This is a genomic window from Piscinibacter sp. PDB5-1, from assembly GCF_056676035.1.
This window is the reverse complement of the sequence record NZ_JBWVZL010000002.1, coordinates 261,159-275,069: the sequence shown is the minus strand read 5'-3', so window position 1 is coordinate 275,069 and position 13,911 is coordinate 261,159. Positions and strand designations below refer to the sequence as shown.

Below are 13,911 nucleotides of genomic sequence, written 5' to 3'. Positions count from 1 at the left end.
TTCCGCAGCCCATGGACCTCACCCCGCATTTCCCGATTTACATGGACTACGGCGCCACGACGCCAGTGGATCAGCGCGTCGTCGACGCCATGATCCCCTGGTTGCGTGAGCACTTCGGCAACCCCGCTTCGCGCAGCCATGCGTGGGGCTGGGAGGCCGAGGCGGCGGTCGAAAAAGCGCGTGAAGACGTGGCGGCGCTGATCGGCGCCGACCCGCGCGAAATCGTGTGGACCTCGGGTGCCACCGAATCAAACAACCTGGCGCTCAAGGGCGCGGCGCACTTCTACAAGTCGCGCGGCAAGCACTTGATCACGGTAAAGACCGAGCACAAGGCCGTGCTCGACACCATGCGCGAACTCGAGCGCCAGGGCTTCGAGGTCACCTACCTCGACGTGCAGGAAGACGGCCTGCTCGACCTGAACAAATTCAAGGACGCGCTGCGTCCCGACACTATCCTGGCGTCGGTCATGTTCGTCAACAACGAGATCGGCGTCATTCAAGACATGCGCGCCATCGGCACGTTGTGCCGCGAGCGCGGCATCATCTTCCACGTCGATGCGGCACAGGCGACGGGCAAGGTGGCGATCGACCTCGCCGAGCTGCCGGTCGATCTGATGAGCCTGGCCTCGCACAAGACCTACGGCCCGAAGGGCATCGGCGCTTTGTATGTGCGCCGCAAGCCGCGTGTGCGCCTCGAAGCGCAGATGCACGGCGGCGGCCACGAGCGCGGCATGCGCTCGGGCACTCTGCCGACCCACCAGATCGTCGGCATGGGCGAAGCCTTCCGCATCGCCCGCGAAGAAATGGGCACCGAGCAAGAGCGCATCCGCATGCTGCAAAAGCGGCTGATGGACGGCCTCTCGGGCATCGAGCAGACCTTCCTCAACGGCCACGCCGAACAGCGCGTGCCCCACAACGTGAACATGTCGTTCAACTACGTGGAAGGCGAGTCGCTGATCATGGGCATCAAGGGCATCGCGGTGTCGTCGGGCTCGGCCTGCACCTCGGCGAGCCTGGAGCCCAGCTATGTGCTGCGCGCGCTCGGCCGCAGCGACGAGTTGGCGCATTCGAGCCTGCGCATGACGATCGGCCGTTTCACGACGACCGAAGAGATCGATTACGTCGTGACGACGTTGAAGGACCGCGTGGCCAAGCTGCGCGAGCTGTCGCCGCTGTGGGAGATGTTCAAGGACGGCATCGACATCAGCACCATCCAGTGGTCGGCGCACTGACACGCCACCACCCGGGTCGCAGACGACAGCGAAGAGATTTGGAGAACTGAGATGGCATACAGCAACAAGGTCGTGGACCACTACGAAAACCCGCGCAACGTCGGCTCCTTCGAAAAAGGCGACGACACCGTGGGCACGGGCATGGTCGGGGCGCCGGCTTGCGGCGACGTGATGAAGCTGCAGATCAAGGTCAACCCGAGCACCGGGCTGATCGAAGACGCGAAGTTCAAAACCTACGGCTGCGGCTCGGCGATCGCTTCGTCGTCGTTGGTCACCGAATGGGTCAAGGGCAAGTCGCTCGACGAGGCGCTGACCATCAAGAACACGCACATCGCCGAAGAACTGGCCCTGCCGCCGGTGAAGATCCACTGCTCGATCCTGGCCGAAGACGCCATCAAGGCAGCGGTCAACGACTACAAGGCGAAGACCGGGAGTGCCAGCGCCTCACCCGCGTCGGCGGCGCACTGAGTGGACATGGCTGTCACCCTGACCGAAGCAGCGGCCCGCCATGTGTCGCGCTACATCGCCAAACGGGGCAAGGGCGTCGGCGTTCGCCTGGGCGTGAAGACGACGGGTTGCTCGGGCCTGGCCTACAAGCTCGAATATGCCGATGAAGTGGCGCCCGAAGACGTGGTCTTCGAAGGCCATGGCGTGAAGGTGCTGGTGGACCCGAAGAGCCTGCCGTACATCGAAGGCACCGAACTCGACTTCGTGCGCGAGGGGTTGAACGAAGGCTTCAAGTTCCACAACCCGCGCGAGAAAGACCGCTGCGGCTGCGGCGAATCCTTCCGGGTGTGACCGTCGCGGTCACGAACGACAAGGCGCGGCCGCGATGCCGCGCCTTTTTCTTGTGTGATTCCTTTGGACCGTTTCTTTCGGCTGTGCTGACGCCATGAAGCTCGATTCGGACGACTTTGAACTCTTGGGACTGCCCAAGTGCTTTGCCCTGGACCGTTCGACGCTCGACGCCCAATGGCGCGCCTTGCAGGCGCAGGTCCACCCCGATCGCTTCGTGTCCGAAGGCGCGGCCGCGCAGCGCGTGGCCATGCAATGGGCCGTGCGGGTGAACGAGGCCTACCAGCGCCTGAAAGACCCACTCAAGCGCGCCGCCTATCTGTGCGAACTGCACGGCGCGCCGGTGCAGGCCGAGAGCAACACCGCGATGCCGACCGGCTTTCTGATGCAGCAGATGGAATGGCGCGAGGCGCTCGACGATGCCGCCTCGCTCGACGCCGTCGAATCGCTGCACCACGAGGTGCTGGCCCACCGTGAACAGGCCTTGGCCCGCCTCAAGACCCTCATCGACGAACAGCAGGACCATGCGGCTGCCGCGCAGCAGGTGCGGGCGCTGATGTTCGTCGAACGCTTTGCAGAAGACATCGATCAGCGCCTCGACGCGCTGGGACAGTAGAACGAACGACCATGGCCTTGCTACAGATTTCCGAGCCGGGGGAGGCTCCCGATCCGCACCAGCGGCGCATTGCCGTCGGCATCGACCTCGGCACCACGCATTCGCTGGTCGCCGCCGTGCGCCACGGCGTGGCCGAATGCCTGCCCGACGCCCAGGGGCGCGTGATCCTGCCGTCGGCGGTGCGCTACCTCGATGGCGGCCGTCGGCAGATCGGCCATGAGGCCCTGGCCGAGGCCGCCATCGACCCGCGCAACACGCTGGTGTCGGTGAAGCGCTTCATGGGCCGCGGCCTGGCCGACATCGCGCACCGCGAGAAGCTGCCCTACGAGTTCATCGACGCGCCAGGCATGGTGCAGGTGCAGACCATTGCCGGCGTCAAATCGCCGGTCGAGGTGTCGGCCGAAATTCTTGCCACGCTGCGCCAGCGCGCCGAAGACAGCTTCGACGACGAGTTGTTCGGCGCGGTGATCACCGTGCCCGCGTACTTCGACGACGCGCAGCGCCAGGCCACGAAAGATGCCGCGCAACTGGCCGGCCTGAACGTGCTGCGCCTCATCAACGAGCCGACAGCGGCGGCCATCGCCTACGGGCTCGAGAACGGCTCCGAGGGCCTGTACGCCGTGTACGACCTCGGCGGCGGCACCTTCGACGTGTCGCTGCTGCGCCTGTCGCAGGGCGTGTTCGAGGTGATCGCCACCGGCGGCGACTCGGCCCTCGGCGGCGACGACTTCGACCGTGCACTCGCCGACTGGGCCCTCGCGCAGGCTGGGTTGAGCGCCGGCAGCGCGCAAGACAAGCGCGCCGTGCTGGTCGCCGCGCGCGCTGCGAAAGAAAAGCTCTCGTCGGTCGATCACGTGACGCTGGCCTGCCCCATCGGCGACGCCGAGCTGTCGGTGTTGGTGACGCGTGCGCAGTTCGAGGCGCTGATCGAGCCCCTAGTGGCGAACACGCTCTCGGCGGTGCGCAAGGTGCTGCGCGACGCCAAGGCCACGGTGGCCGAGGTGCAAGGCGTGGTGATGGTGGGCGGCTCGACGCGCATCCCGCGCGTGCAGCAGGCCGTGGGCGGCTTCTTCGGCAAGACGCCGCTGACCAACCTGAACCCCGACGAGGTGGTGGCGCTGGGCGCGGCCATCCAGGCCAACGCGCTGGCGGGCAATGCCGGCGCCGAAGAACTGCTGCTGCTCGATGTGATCCCGCTTTCGCTGGGCTTGGAGACCATGGGCGGGCTGGTTGAGCGGATCATCCCGCGCAACAGCACCATCCCGACCGCACGCGCGCAAGACTTCACCACCTTCAAAGACGGCCAGACCGCGATGGCCATCCACGTGGTGCAGGGCGAACGCGAGCTGGTGAGCGACTGCCGCTCGCTCGCGCGCTTCGAGCTGCGCGGCATGCCGCCGATGGTGGCCGGTGCCGCGCGCATCCGCGTGACCTTCCAGGTCGATGCCGACGGCCTGTTGAGCGTCAGCGCCAAAGAAGAAGCCTCGGGCGTCGAGGCCTCGGTGACGGTCAAGCCCAGCTATGGCCTCACGGACGACGACATCGCCCGCATGCTCAAAGAAGGCTTCAGCACCGCCGCAGAGGACATGCGTGCGCGCAGCCTGGCCGAGTCGCGCGTCGAGGCCGAACGCATGCTGCTCGCCACGCGGGCGGCGCTCGCTGCCGACGGCGACCTGCTCGATGCCGCCCAGCTGCAGGCCATCGACGCGCTGCTGACGGCGCTGGCCACGGCGCGCGAGGGCGACGACCACGCTGCCATCGACACCGCCGTCGAAGCCCTGGCCAAGGGCACCGAGGCCTTCGCGGCCGAGCGCATGAACCGGGGCATCCGCCAGGCGCTGGCTGGCCGCCGGGTCGAAGACGTTTGAACAGGCGCGGCCAACCATGCCCATCATCAAAATCCTCCCCCACCCCGACTACTGCCCCAACGGCGCCGAAGTGAAGGCCCCGGCCGGCACCTCGATCTGCGAGGCGCTGCTCGAAAACGGCATCGAGATCGAACATGCCTGCGAAATGAGCGCGGCGTGCACCACGTGCCACGTTGTGGTGCGTGACGGCTTCAAATCGCTCGGCGAGCTGGATGAAGTCGAAGAAGACCTGCTCGACCGCGCCTGGGGCCTGGAGCCCACCTCGCGCCTGTCTTGCCAGGCCATCCTCGCCAAGGACGACGTGACGATCGAGATCCCCAAGTACTCGATCAACCACGCCCGCGAGAAGCATTGACGCCGCCGTGCGGCTGCGCGCAGCCCAGAAAAAAACCTCCTGGCGTGGCGCCAGGAGGTCGATAAAAGGCCAGCGGCCCTACTGAGGAGATAACAGCCGGTGCAGACACCGGCTGTGCTTCTTCAGCAAGTCATGTGCCAGCGCTGGCCTGCGCTCTCGGGTGCGCGGGTTCACGCCGCCTCGGCCAGGTCCACGCAGACCATGCCGGGGTAGGTGTTCCAGCGGAAGGTGATCACGTACGGGTGTTTGCGCGCACGCGGCTGCGTGTTCATCGTGCCGCGCCGGGTCACCGGCACCGAAATCTCGAGCTCTTTGCCCAGCGTGCGCCGCGCGTTGCCGGCCAGGGTGTTGGCGATTTCGCCGACCGCGTCGAGCAGGTTCGATTCGTTCAGCGTGGTCTCGTGCTGGATCAGCAGCAACTCGCGCACCGCGCTCAGCGGCAGCGACACCGTCACGTCACCGGTGAACGGCCCCGAGAAGCTCACGACGCCGTTGAACTCGTGGCCGACGACCTTGTCCACGCCGAGAAAGGCCGAGGTGATCTCGGGCGAGATGCGGCTCGTGACCTCGAAGTAGCGCCTGACCGAATCGACGAACAGGCGCAGGTCGGATTCTTTCAATGCGGGCATGGGTCAGTTCGCTTGGATGAGCCCCAGCAGGGCGAGTTGCAGGTCGTCGTCGCTGAACGGTTTGGGCAGAAAGCCCTGGGCACCCAGGCGCAGCGCGCGGATGGCGGTGGACTTGTCGTCCAGCGCGCTGATGACGAGGATGCGCGTGGCGCGGTGCATGGCCAGCAGCGCCGGGATGCAGGCCAGACCGTCCATCTCGGGCATGGTCAGGTCCATGGTCACGATGTCGGGCGCGGCCTGGCGCGCGGCGCGCAGCGCCTCTTCGCCATTGCGCGCCATGCCCACCAGCGTGATGGGCCCGAGCGCGCCCTTCTGCACGATGCGGGCGATGCGCGTGCGCACGATGTTCGAGTCGTCTACGACGAGGAGTTTCATGGCCGCACCGCCCGGCCGCGCCGAAGGTGCGGGGTGCCCCCTCGGGGGGCAGTGAACGACGTGAGTGTGGGGGCCATCATGTCGTCAGCCTGCCAACCGCACGCGGAAGCTCATGCCCTGGTTCGGCCGGCTCGACACGAGCAGGCGTGCGCCCAGGCGGCGAACTTCGGCCGAGACGATGTCCAGCCCGACGCCGCGGCCGGCGTGTTCGCCGGCGGCCTTCGCGGTCGAGAACCCGGGCTTGAAGATCTGCGAGGCGAGTTGCGCGTCGCTCAGCTCGGCCACTTGCGGTGGCGTCATCCACCCCAGCGCGATGAGCCGTTGCCGCACCGAGTCGAGGTCGAGCCCGGCCCCGTCGTCGTGCACGGCCAGCTCGATGGTGTTGTCGGCGTCGCGGTGCAGTTGCACGTCGATGGTGGCCGTCAGCGGCTTGTGCTGCGCGGCGCGGCTGGTCGTGTCTTCAACGCCGTGCATCAGCGCGTTGCGCACCAGTTGCAGCGCGATCTTCTGCAGCGACTCGTGGATGCGCGAAGGCAGCGCGGTCAGCGTGGCGATGGACGCCGAAAGCTGCGCCGGCTTGCCGGTCTCGTGCGACATGCGCTCGACCAACGCGGCGAGTTGCACGTCGAAGGCGGGTTGCGACTGCGGTGCGATGGCGCGCTCGCGCAGCACCGAGCGCTTCAACGCCTGCAGCCGCGTCAGCAGGTCTTCCAGCGGCAAGGGCAGGGCCAGCAGCGCATCGCCCGCCACGCTGGGCGACTCGCGCAATTGCTGAAGCTGCGACTCGAAATCGTGCGCGGTGGCGGTCAGCAGGTCGAGCGACAGCATCGAGGCTTCGCCCTTCACCGCGTGCACGTGGCGGTAGATCGCGTCCACGGTGCGGCGCAGTTGCTTGGGGTCGCTCGACGCTTCGACCTGTCGCAGCAGGTCGTTCACTTCGAGCAACGACGACTCGGCGCGCTCGACGAAGCCGCGCAGTGCGCTCGGGTCGGTCTCGAAGGCGCGCACCAGCAGGTCGAACTCGCGTTGCGCGCGGCGTTGTTCGCCTTCGAGGCGTTGCTCAAGTTCGATGCGCGAGCTGACGTCTTGCACCGTCACCAGCAGGTGGCGCACCTGCTGGCCTTCGAGCACGCGGCTGAAGCGCAGCGACAGGTGGCGCGAGCGGCGCTGGCCGAGCGCGTCGGTCACGCTCAGTTCGACTTCGGTCAGCGGGTTGATGCTCTGCACCAGCTCTTCACGCACGTGGGGCGCGAACAGCAGCTCGACGTAGCCGCGTGCGTCGTCGAGCGTCTTCTCGGACACCAGCGGTGCCAGCGTGGCCAGGAAGTCGTCGCCCGGTTGAACCGGCCGGCCGAACATGGCCGCGACCGACTTCGACAACTGCGTGCCGAGCTTCATCTCGGGCGTCAGCAGGAAGAGGCCTTCGCGCACCACCGACAAGATTTCGCGTGTTTCTTCAGAGGCTTGCTCGATGGCTTCGTCCGACTGGCGCAGCCGGCGGATGAACTTGAACAGGATGAACACGAAGTTCAGCAGCGCGAGCACGATGCCGCCCGTCTGCACCATGCGCAGCACCGAGGCGCGGTGCGAGGCGGCCGATTCGAGGTCGGTGGTCAGCTCGTTCATCAGGCCCAGCAGGGCGAGGTTGTTGCGGCGCGCGTAGTCGGCCGCTGACTTGATCTGACTCGGCTGGGCCGAGGTGCCGGCCGCGCTGAGGGGGATCAGGATGCTGCGCCACGGGTCCCACAGCGTCGTGGCGCGGGCCAGGATGTCGGCGCTCTTGGGGCCGGCTGCGGGCACCAGTCGCACCGGCTTGCCGTCGCCACCGGTCACGGTGCCACCCTGGCGAAAGCCCTGGATGGTGTCGTCGAACAGCTTGGTGGCGAGCTTCAGTTCATCGGCCAGGGTCTGGGGTAACGGGCCCTGCGCCACGGCGAGTTCTGACGCATACAAAGCCTTCGACAAGCGCTGCGTCAGCATGCGCTGCCGGCCGGCCAGGTTGATCGAGACCGCGTCTTCCGAAATCTGGAACGACACATAGAAATTCAGCACCAGCACGGCCAGGTCGAACAGCAGAAAGAACGCGACCGCGACCAGGATCTCGCGGTACTTGCCGATCGTGAAGCCGAGCGTGGGGCGGGGCAGGGCGGTGGACGCGTGCTTGGGGCGCAGCGCATCGAAGCCCAGGGTGGCGGACGTGGACATGGTTCCCTCTCCCAACGGTGGATATCAAACGTGCTCTGGCGGCACGCCAAGCTCTGCGCACCTCAAGCGCGCGCGCAAAAGGGCCGAGGAGCAATTCCTCGGCCAATCACCCAGACTCCCCCGGGCCCCCTGTCCACCTTCCCGGGTGCGACGCCGCGCTGCGTGCCCACTCCTGTGCAGCAGCGCGGCGTCTGCCGCTCAAGCGGCTTTTTCGACGTGGCCGTGGCGCGTGTACAGAAAGTCGAGCACCTCTTTGCGGTAGTGCACGTAGCGCGTGTCTTCGGCCAGCTCGACACGGTTGCGCGGGCGGTCGAGCTCGACCGACAAGATCTCGCCGATGGTCGCGGCCGGGCCGTTGGTCATCATCACGATGCGGTCGGACAGCAGCACCGCTTCGTCCACGTCGTGCGTGACCATCACCACCGTGCTGTGCGTGCGCGCCACGATCTTCAGCAGCTCGTCCTGCAGGTGGGCACGCGTCAGCGCGTCGAGGGCGCCGAAGGGCTCGTCCATCAGCAGCACCTTGGGTTCCATCGCCAGCGCACGGGCGATGCCCACGCGCTGCTTCATGCCCCCCGAGATTTCATGCGGCCGCTTGGCGGCTGCGTGACCCATGTTGACCAGTTCGAGCGCGGCCATCGTGCGGGCCTTCAGCTGCGCGCTGCTTTCCTTGCCACCGAACACGCGCTCGACGGCGAGGTGCACGTTCTGGAAGCAGGTCAGCCAGGGCAGCAGCGAGTGGTTCTGGAACACCACCGCGCGCTCGGGCCCGGGGGCCGCGATCTCGCGGTTGTCGCACAGCAGCACGCCGCTGGTGGGCAGCGTGAGGCCGGCGATCAGGTTCAAGAGCGTGCTCTTGCCGCAGCCCGAGTGACCGATCAGCGTGACGAACTCGCCCTTGCCGACCGTCAGGTTGATCTCGCGCAGGGCGTGGAAGCGGCCCTTCTTGGTGCTGAACACCATCTCGGCGTTCTGGACTTCGATGAAGTTCTTCATGGCGTGATTCCTTTCGATGCGCCGGCTCAGACGTCGGCGTAGGTGAAGCGCTTGGCGATGGCGACCAGGGCGGTCTCAAGCACCAGGCCGACCACACCGATCACGAAGATCGCGATCAGGATGTGCTGCACGTTCAGGTTGTTCCACTCGTCCCAGACCCAGAAGCCGATGCCCACGCCGCCGGTCAGCATCTCAGCCGCGACGATCACGAGCCAGGCCGTGCCCACCGACAGGCGCACGCCGGTCAGCATGTAGGGCAGCACGGCCGGGAAGAGGATCTGCGTCATCACCTTCCACTCGGACAGGTTCAGCACGCGGGCGACGTTGAGGTAGTCGCTCGGCACACGCTGCACGCCCACAGCGGTGTTGATGATCATCGGCCAGATCGAGCAGATGAAGATCGTCCACACCGCGGCCGGGTTGGCGGCCTTGAACACCAGCAGGCCGATGGGCAGCCACGCGAGCGGCGACACCGGGCGCAGAAGGCTGATCAGCGGCGAGAACATGCTGTTCAAGAACTCGAAGCGGCCGATCATGAAGCCCAGCGGAATGCCCACCAGCGCGGCCAGCCCGAAGCCGATGGCCACGCGCTGCAGCGACAGCAGGATGTTCCAGCCGATGCCCTGGTCGTTCGGCCCGTTGCTGTAGAACGGGTCGGCGAACAGCTTCACGGCCGCATCGAAGGTGGCCGCAGGCGTCGGGAAGTTGCCGCCGTTCATCGTGAGCAAGGCCCAGATGCCCACCAGCAAGCCGATGCCCACCAGCGGTGCCAGCACCTTGAGGGCCACGCCGGGCCAGTCGATCGAGGCTTTGGGCATGGCGGGCGCTGCGGCCGGCTTCGGGGTGGCGCTGGGCGCGCTGGCGGGTTTGGCCGCCTTGGCGCTCTTCGCTTCGTTGGCCGCGTCGAGCGGCGAATGGAACACTGCACTGACCATCATGGACTCCTTGAAATGCAATCTGCCTGAGGGTCAGGCCACGCCTGCCTTGATCTTGAAACCGTCGGCGTACTTCTTCGGGTCCTTGCCGTCCCATACCACGCCGTCGATCATCTTGGTGGTGCGCAACACGTCCTTGGGCACGTTGATCTTCAAGGCGCCAGCGGCCTGCTTGTAGAGGTCGATCTGGTTGACCTGCTTGGCCACGGCCAGGTAGTCGGGGTGGTCTTTCAGCAAGCCCCAGCGCTTGTGCTGCGTGAGGAACCACATGCCATCGCTCAGGTACGGGAAGTTCACCGCACCGTCGTTGAAGAACTTCATGTGGTTGGGGTCGTCCCAGGTCTTGCCCATGCCGTTCTGGTAGCGGCCCAGGATGCGCTGGTTGATCGCATCGACACCGGTGTTGATGTACGACTTCTGCGCCACCGTCTCGGCCATCTTCATCTTGTTCTGCAGGCTGGCGTCGATCCAGCGGCCGGCTTCGAGCACGGCCATCATCACGGCGCGCGCGGTGTTGGGGTACTTCTTGACGAAGTCACCGGTGGTGCCCAGCACCTTCTCGGGGTGGTCCTTCCAGATGTCTTGCGTGGTGTTGGCCGTGATGCCAATGCCGTCCATGATGGCGCGGTGGTTCCAGGGCTCGCCGACGCAGAAGCCGTCCATGTTGCCCACGCGCATGTTGGCCACCATCTGCGGCGGCGGCACGGTGATGAGCTTGGCGCCCGACAGCGGGTTGATGTCGGCGGCGGCCAGCCAATAGTGCATCCACATCGCGTGCGTGCCGGTCGGGAAGGTGCCCGCGAAGGTGTATTCGCGCTTCTCTTTGGCCATCACCTTGGCGAGCGAGGGGCCGTCCACCGCACCCTTGTCCGCCAGCGCCTTCGACAGCGTGATGGCCTGGCCGTTGTTGTTGAGGCTCATCAGCACGGCCATGTCTTTCTTGGGGCCGCCGATGCCCAGGTGCACGCCGTAGATCAGACCGTACAGCACGTGGGCCATGTCGAGCTCGCCGTTGACGAGCTTGTCGCGCACACCGGCCCACGAGGCCTCTTTGGTCGGGATGATCTTCACGCCGTACTTCTTGTCGAAGCCCAGCACCGAGGCCATCACCACCGAGGCGCAATCGGTCAGCGGGATGAAGCCGATCTTGACTTCTTCTTTCTCGGGCTTGTCAGAGCCCTGGGCGTACACGGCGGTGTTCAGGCCCGGCACCATGCCGGCGGCGCTGGTGGCAGCGGCAGCTTTGATCAGGGTTCGGCGGGTCATCGCGGTCTTTCGAATGAGGGGGCTGGTCATGGCAGTTCTCAAGTTGGGTCGGTTCGTGGCCTGCGTGAGAAGGCGGAAAGACAAAAACAAAAAGGCGTCCACACATCAGCAGGCATGAAGCCTGTCTTTGTGAGGACGCCGTCGTCCCATCGCACGAAGCACCGTCGTCGGCACCTGTCGATGTCTGTGAAGATCGCCGTTGACCTTCTGTCTTTAGCTACGCAAGCGGTGTGCCAGGTGTGGGTTGGGGGCCGAGGGGGTGATGCCGCACCAAATGAGCGCCTGGCTCGGGTGGGTGCACGAATGCTGTGCGGTGCCCGCGTTCAAGCGAGCAGGTCCGACACGTCGATGATGCGTTGGGCCACGTCGGCGATCTTCAGGCCTTTGTCCATGGCCGTCTTGCGCAGGCGCGCATAGGCCTCAGGCTCGGGGATGCCATGGCGCGTCATCAAGATGCCCTTGGCGCGGTCGATGACCTTGCGCTCGGACAGTTCGTTGCGCGCCACGGCCAGTTCGCGGCGCAGGCCCTCTTCATGAAGAAAGCGCGCCATCGCCACTTCGAGCACGGGCTTCACGCGCTCGGCGGCCATGCCGGCCACCACGTAGGCCGTCACCCCCGCGGCAATGGCCGCCGGCACGTGCGAGGTGTCTTCATCGTTGGTGAACAGCACGATGGGCCGGCGGGCGTCACGCGTGGCGAGCACCACATGTTCGAGTGTGTCGCGCGCCTGGCTCTCGGCGTCCACGATGATCATGTCGGGTGCGATCTGCGCCAGCCGCTCGGGCAGAAAGACGTCGGCCGGCAGCACGGCCACGATGTCGTAGCCGTTCTCGAGCAGGCCGATGCGCAGGCTGCGCGAGCGCTCGGCCTCGAAGGTGGCCTGGGGGTCCGACCCGTCGGGCGTGAGCGTGTCGGGCGCCACGATGACGATGCGTGGGCTCGGCGAAAGGCTGGGAGGCGAGGAACTCATGCCCGCAGAGGCTGCAACATTCGCGCCAATCCGGGGCGCGGGTGCGGGCATTCGTAAAATCTCACCCGGGTGCGTGCAGCCCCGGGGCGGTGCGCGTGCACCGGGGCTGGGTCAGCTCAGGGTGCGTCCCGTCGCGGCGCCGAGCGTGCGGCGCAGCCAGCCACCCAGTGGGCGCAGCGTTTCCATGATGCGCGAGTCGGGCGCGGTGAGGTCGCGGTCGGTCAGCAGGCCACGGGCGTCGAGTGCGTCCACGAAGGCCTGCACTTCAGGCTTGCGCAGGCCGCTGACGTCGGCCAGTTGCTGGATCGACATGTAGCGGTGCGACATGTCGCTCAGCATGCGGCGGTGGCCCGTGCGGTCGAACGCAGTGGGCAGATCCGTCCAGGCGATGAGGCGGTATTCCTTCATGGTGCAGGTCCCAAACAAACTTTCTTGCGGAAGCGCGTCGAGGCGTCTTCTCCGGTGTCGCAGGGTACGGCCGGGTGCTGTCAGCGGGGGACAGGGTTTTACCTTTGACTTCGGGAATCTCCTGATCGCCTGACGTGACAAAGTGCAAGTCCGGTGTCTTTCGGGGTGGCCGGCCCGGCTGGCTACACTGCGCGCCCTATGAAAGTCTTGGGCATCGAGTCGTCCTGCGACGAAACCGGCGTGGCGCTCGTGGATGCCTCGGGCACCGCCGTGCCCCGGCTGCTGGCCCACGCGCTGCACAGCCAGATTGACATGCATCAAGCCTATGGCGGCGTGGTGCCCGAGCTGGCCTCGCGCGACCACATCCGGCGCGTGCTGCCCCTGGCGCGGCAGGTGCTGGCCGAGGCGGGGGCGACGCTGGAGGCGGTCGATGTCGTGGCCTACACGCGCGGGCCCGGCCTGGCCGGGGCGCTGCTGGTGGGCGCGGGCGTGGCCTGCTCGCTGGCCGCGGCGCTCGGCAAGCCGGTGGTCGGCGTGCACCACCTCGAAGGGCACCTGCTGTCGCCGTTTCTGGCGAGCGACCCACCCGAGTTCCCGTTCGTCGCGCTGCTCGTGTCGGGTGGCCACACCCAGCTGATGCGCGTCACCGACGTCGGCCAGTACGAGTTGCTGGGCGAAACCATCGACGACGCGGCCGGCGAAGCCTTCGACAAGTCGGCCAAGATGATGGGCCTGGGTTACCCGGGTGGCCCCGCGCTGGCTCGGCTGGCCGAGTTCGGCGACGCCAGCACCTTCGCGCTGCCGCGCCCGCTGCTGCACAGCGGCAACCTCGACTTCTCGTTCGCCGGGCTCAAGACGGCTGTGCGCACGCAGCTGATGAAGCTCGGCGATTCGCCCTGCGACCAAGACAAGGCGCACCTGGCGGCGTCCACGCAGGCGGCCATCGTCGAGGTGCTGGTGCGCAAGTCGCTCGCGGCGCTCAAGTCCACCGGGCTGAGCCGGCTGGTCGTGGCCGGTGGCGTGGGGGCCAACGCCCGGCTGCGTGAACTGCTGAATGCCGAATGCGCCAAGCGCCGCATCCGCGTGCACTACCCCGAGCTGGCCCTGTGCACCGACAACGGCGCCATGATCGCGCTGGCCGCGGCCATGCGCTTGCAGCGCGGGCTGGCGGCGCCGCGCACGGTGTATGGCTTCGATGTGCGCCCGCGCTGGGCGCTGGCGGACATGGACATCGCCGCGGCCTGAGCTTCCCTGGCTATA

General features: G+C 66.8%; 15 protein-coding genes. 7 read left to right on the top strand and 8 right to left on the bottom strand.

The annotated features are described in order from the left end of the window. The first annotated feature begins 11 nt into the window (after positions 1 to 11). From AC1KAT_RS08605 to fdx, 6 genes are all read left to right on the top strand, one after another. Complete coding sequence (locus AC1KAT_RS08605; protein ID WP_480324812.1) at positions 12 to 1,232, top strand: IscS subfamily cysteine desulfurase; 1,221 nt, start codon at positions 12 to 14, stop codon at positions 1,230 to 1,232. Between the two features lie 51 nt (positions 1,233 to 1,283). After that, positions 1,284 to 1,700: a Fe-S cluster assembly scaffold IscU gene (iscU, locus tag AC1KAT_RS08600; protein ID WP_480324810.1), complete on the top strand. Its 417-nt coding sequence runs from the start codon at positions 1,284 to 1,286 to the stop codon at positions 1,698 to 1,700. A gap of 6 nt (positions 1,701 to 1,706) precedes the next feature. Beyond that, complete coding sequence (gene iscA / locus AC1KAT_RS08595; protein WP_480324808.1) at positions 1,707 to 2,030, top strand: iron-sulfur cluster assembly protein IscA; 324 nt, start codon at positions 1,707 to 1,709, stop codon at positions 2,028 to 2,030. A gap of 94 nt (positions 2,031 to 2,124) precedes the next feature. Further along, entirely contained in the window at positions 2,125 to 2,643 is a 519-nt protein-coding gene (gene hscB, locus AC1KAT_RS08590; RefSeq protein WP_480324806.1) for a Fe-S protein assembly co-chaperone HscB, read from the top strand. An 11-nt stretch (positions 2,644 to 2,654) separates the two neighbouring features. Further along, positions 2,655 to 4,511: a Fe-S protein assembly chaperone HscA gene (hscA, locus tag AC1KAT_RS08585; RefSeq protein ID WP_480324804.1), complete on the top strand. Its 1,857-nt coding sequence runs from the start codon at positions 2,655 to 2,657 to the stop codon at positions 4,509 to 4,511. Between the two features lie 16 nt (positions 4,512 to 4,527). Continuing rightward, positions 4,528 to 4,866 (top strand): ISC system 2Fe-2S type ferredoxin, encoded by a 339-nt coding sequence (gene fdx / locus AC1KAT_RS08580; RefSeq protein ID WP_480324802.1) that lies wholly within the window; start codon positions 4,528 to 4,530, stop codon positions 4,864 to 4,866. 170 nt (positions 4,867 to 5,036) lie between these two features. On the opposite strand, the gene AC1KAT_RS08575 is transcribed toward fdx, so the two are convergent. The 8 genes from AC1KAT_RS08575 to AC1KAT_RS08540 form a co-directional block, all read right to left on the bottom strand. Next, a complete protein-coding gene (locus AC1KAT_RS08575) occupies positions 5,037 to 5,495 on the bottom strand; it encodes a chemotaxis protein CheX (protein ID WP_480324800.1) in 459 nt (152 codons plus the stop codon). Between the two features lie 3 nt (positions 5,496 to 5,498). Beyond that, a complete protein-coding gene (locus AC1KAT_RS08570) occupies positions 5,499 to 5,870 on the bottom strand; it encodes a response regulator transcription factor (protein ID WP_480324798.1) in 372 nt (123 codons plus the stop codon). An 84-nt stretch (positions 5,871 to 5,954) separates the two neighbouring features. Continuing rightward, on the bottom strand, positions 5,955 to 8,075 hold the full coding sequence (locus AC1KAT_RS08565) for an ATP-binding protein (RefSeq protein WP_480324796.1): 2,121 nt from the start codon (positions 8,073 to 8,075) through the stop codon (positions 5,955 to 5,957). 198 nt (positions 8,076 to 8,273) lie between these two features. Then, positions 8,274 to 9,071, bottom strand: a complete 798-nt coding sequence (locus AC1KAT_RS08560; RefSeq protein WP_480324793.1) for an ABC transporter ATP-binding protein — start codon at positions 9,069 to 9,071, stop codon at positions 8,274 to 8,276. A gap of 26 nt (positions 9,072 to 9,097) precedes the next feature. Beyond that, entirely contained in the window at positions 9,098 to 10,006 is a 909-nt protein-coding gene (gene ntrB / locus AC1KAT_RS08555) for a nitrate ABC transporter permease (protein WP_480326517.1), read from the bottom strand. Between the two features lie 33 nt (positions 10,007 to 10,039). Continuing rightward, entirely contained in the window at positions 10,040 to 11,272 is a 1,233-nt protein-coding gene (locus AC1KAT_RS08550) for a CmpA/NrtA family ABC transporter substrate-binding protein (protein ID WP_480324791.1), read from the bottom strand. Between the two features lie 323 nt (positions 11,273 to 11,595). Continuing rightward, positions 11,596 to 12,243 (bottom strand): ANTAR domain-containing response regulator, encoded by a 648-nt coding sequence (locus AC1KAT_RS08545; RefSeq protein WP_480324789.1) that lies wholly within the window; start codon positions 12,241 to 12,243, stop codon positions 11,596 to 11,598. Positions 12,244 to 12,354: 111 nt separating this feature from the next. Then, positions 12,355 to 12,651 (bottom strand): hypothetical protein, encoded by a 297-nt coding sequence (locus tag AC1KAT_RS08540; RefSeq protein ID WP_480324787.1) that lies wholly within the window; start codon positions 12,649 to 12,651, stop codon positions 12,355 to 12,357. Between the two features lie 198 nt (positions 12,652 to 12,849). On the opposite strand from AC1KAT_RS08540, the gene tsaD reads away from it, so the two are divergent. Further along, positions 12,850 to 13,896: a tRNA (adenosine(37)-N6)-threonylcarbamoyltransferase complex transferase subunit TsaD gene (tsaD, locus tag AC1KAT_RS08535; RefSeq protein ID WP_480324785.1), complete on the top strand. Its 1,047-nt coding sequence runs from the start codon at positions 12,850 to 12,852 to the stop codon at positions 13,894 to 13,896. Positions 13,897 to 13,911: the final 15 nt, after the last annotated feature.

Coding starts and splice junctions, on each gene's coding strand:
- AC1KAT_RS08560 (WP_480324793.1), bottom strand. CDS start 9,071: ATGAAGAACTTCATCGAAGTCCAGAACGCCGAGATGGTGTTCAGCACC.
- ntrB (WP_480326517.1), bottom strand. CDS start 10,006: ATGGTCAGTGCAGTGTTCCATTCGCCGCTCGACGCGGCCAACGAAGCG.
- AC1KAT_RS08565 (WP_480324796.1), bottom strand. CDS start 8,075: ATGTCCACGTCCGCCACCCTGGGCTTCGATGCGCTGCGCCCCAAGCAC.
- fdx (WP_480324802.1), top strand. CDS start 4,528: ATGCCCATCATCAAAATCCTCCCCCACCCCGACTACTGCCCCAACGGC.
- hscB (WP_480324806.1), top strand. CDS start 2,125: ATGAAGCTCGATTCGGACGACTTTGAACTCTTGGGACTGCCCAAGTGC.
- AC1KAT_RS08570 (WP_480324798.1), bottom strand. CDS start 5,870: ATGAAACTCCTCGTCGTAGACGACTCGAACATCGTGCGCACGCGCATC.
- AC1KAT_RS08575 (WP_480324800.1), bottom strand. CDS start 5,495: ATGCCCGCATTGAAAGAATCCGACCTGCGCCTGTTCGTCGATTCGGTC.
- AC1KAT_RS08545 (WP_480324789.1), bottom strand. CDS start 12,243: ATGAGTTCCTCGCCTCCCAGCCTTTCGCCGAGCCCACGCATCGTCATC.
- iscU (WP_480324810.1), top strand. CDS start 1,284: ATGGCATACAGCAACAAGGTCGTGGACCACTACGAAAACCCGCGCAAC.
- AC1KAT_RS08540 (WP_480324787.1), bottom strand. CDS start 12,651: ATGAAGGAATACCGCCTCATCGCCTGGACGGATCTGCCCACTGCGTTC.
- hscA (WP_480324804.1), top strand. CDS start 2,655: ATGGCCTTGCTACAGATTTCCGAGCCGGGGGAGGCTCCCGATCCGCAC.
- AC1KAT_RS08605 (WP_480324812.1), top strand. CDS start 12: ATGGACCTCACCCCGCATTTCCCGATTTACATGGACTACGGCGCCACG.
- iscA (WP_480324808.1), top strand. CDS start 1,707: ATGGCTGTCACCCTGACCGAAGCAGCGGCCCGCCATGTGTCGCGCTAC.
- tsaD (WP_480324785.1), top strand. CDS start 12,850: ATGAAAGTCTTGGGCATCGAGTCGTCCTGCGACGAAACCGGCGTGGCG.
- AC1KAT_RS08550 (WP_480324791.1), bottom strand. CDS start 11,272: ATGACCCGCCGAACCCTGATCAAAGCTGCCGCTGCCACCAGCGCCGCC.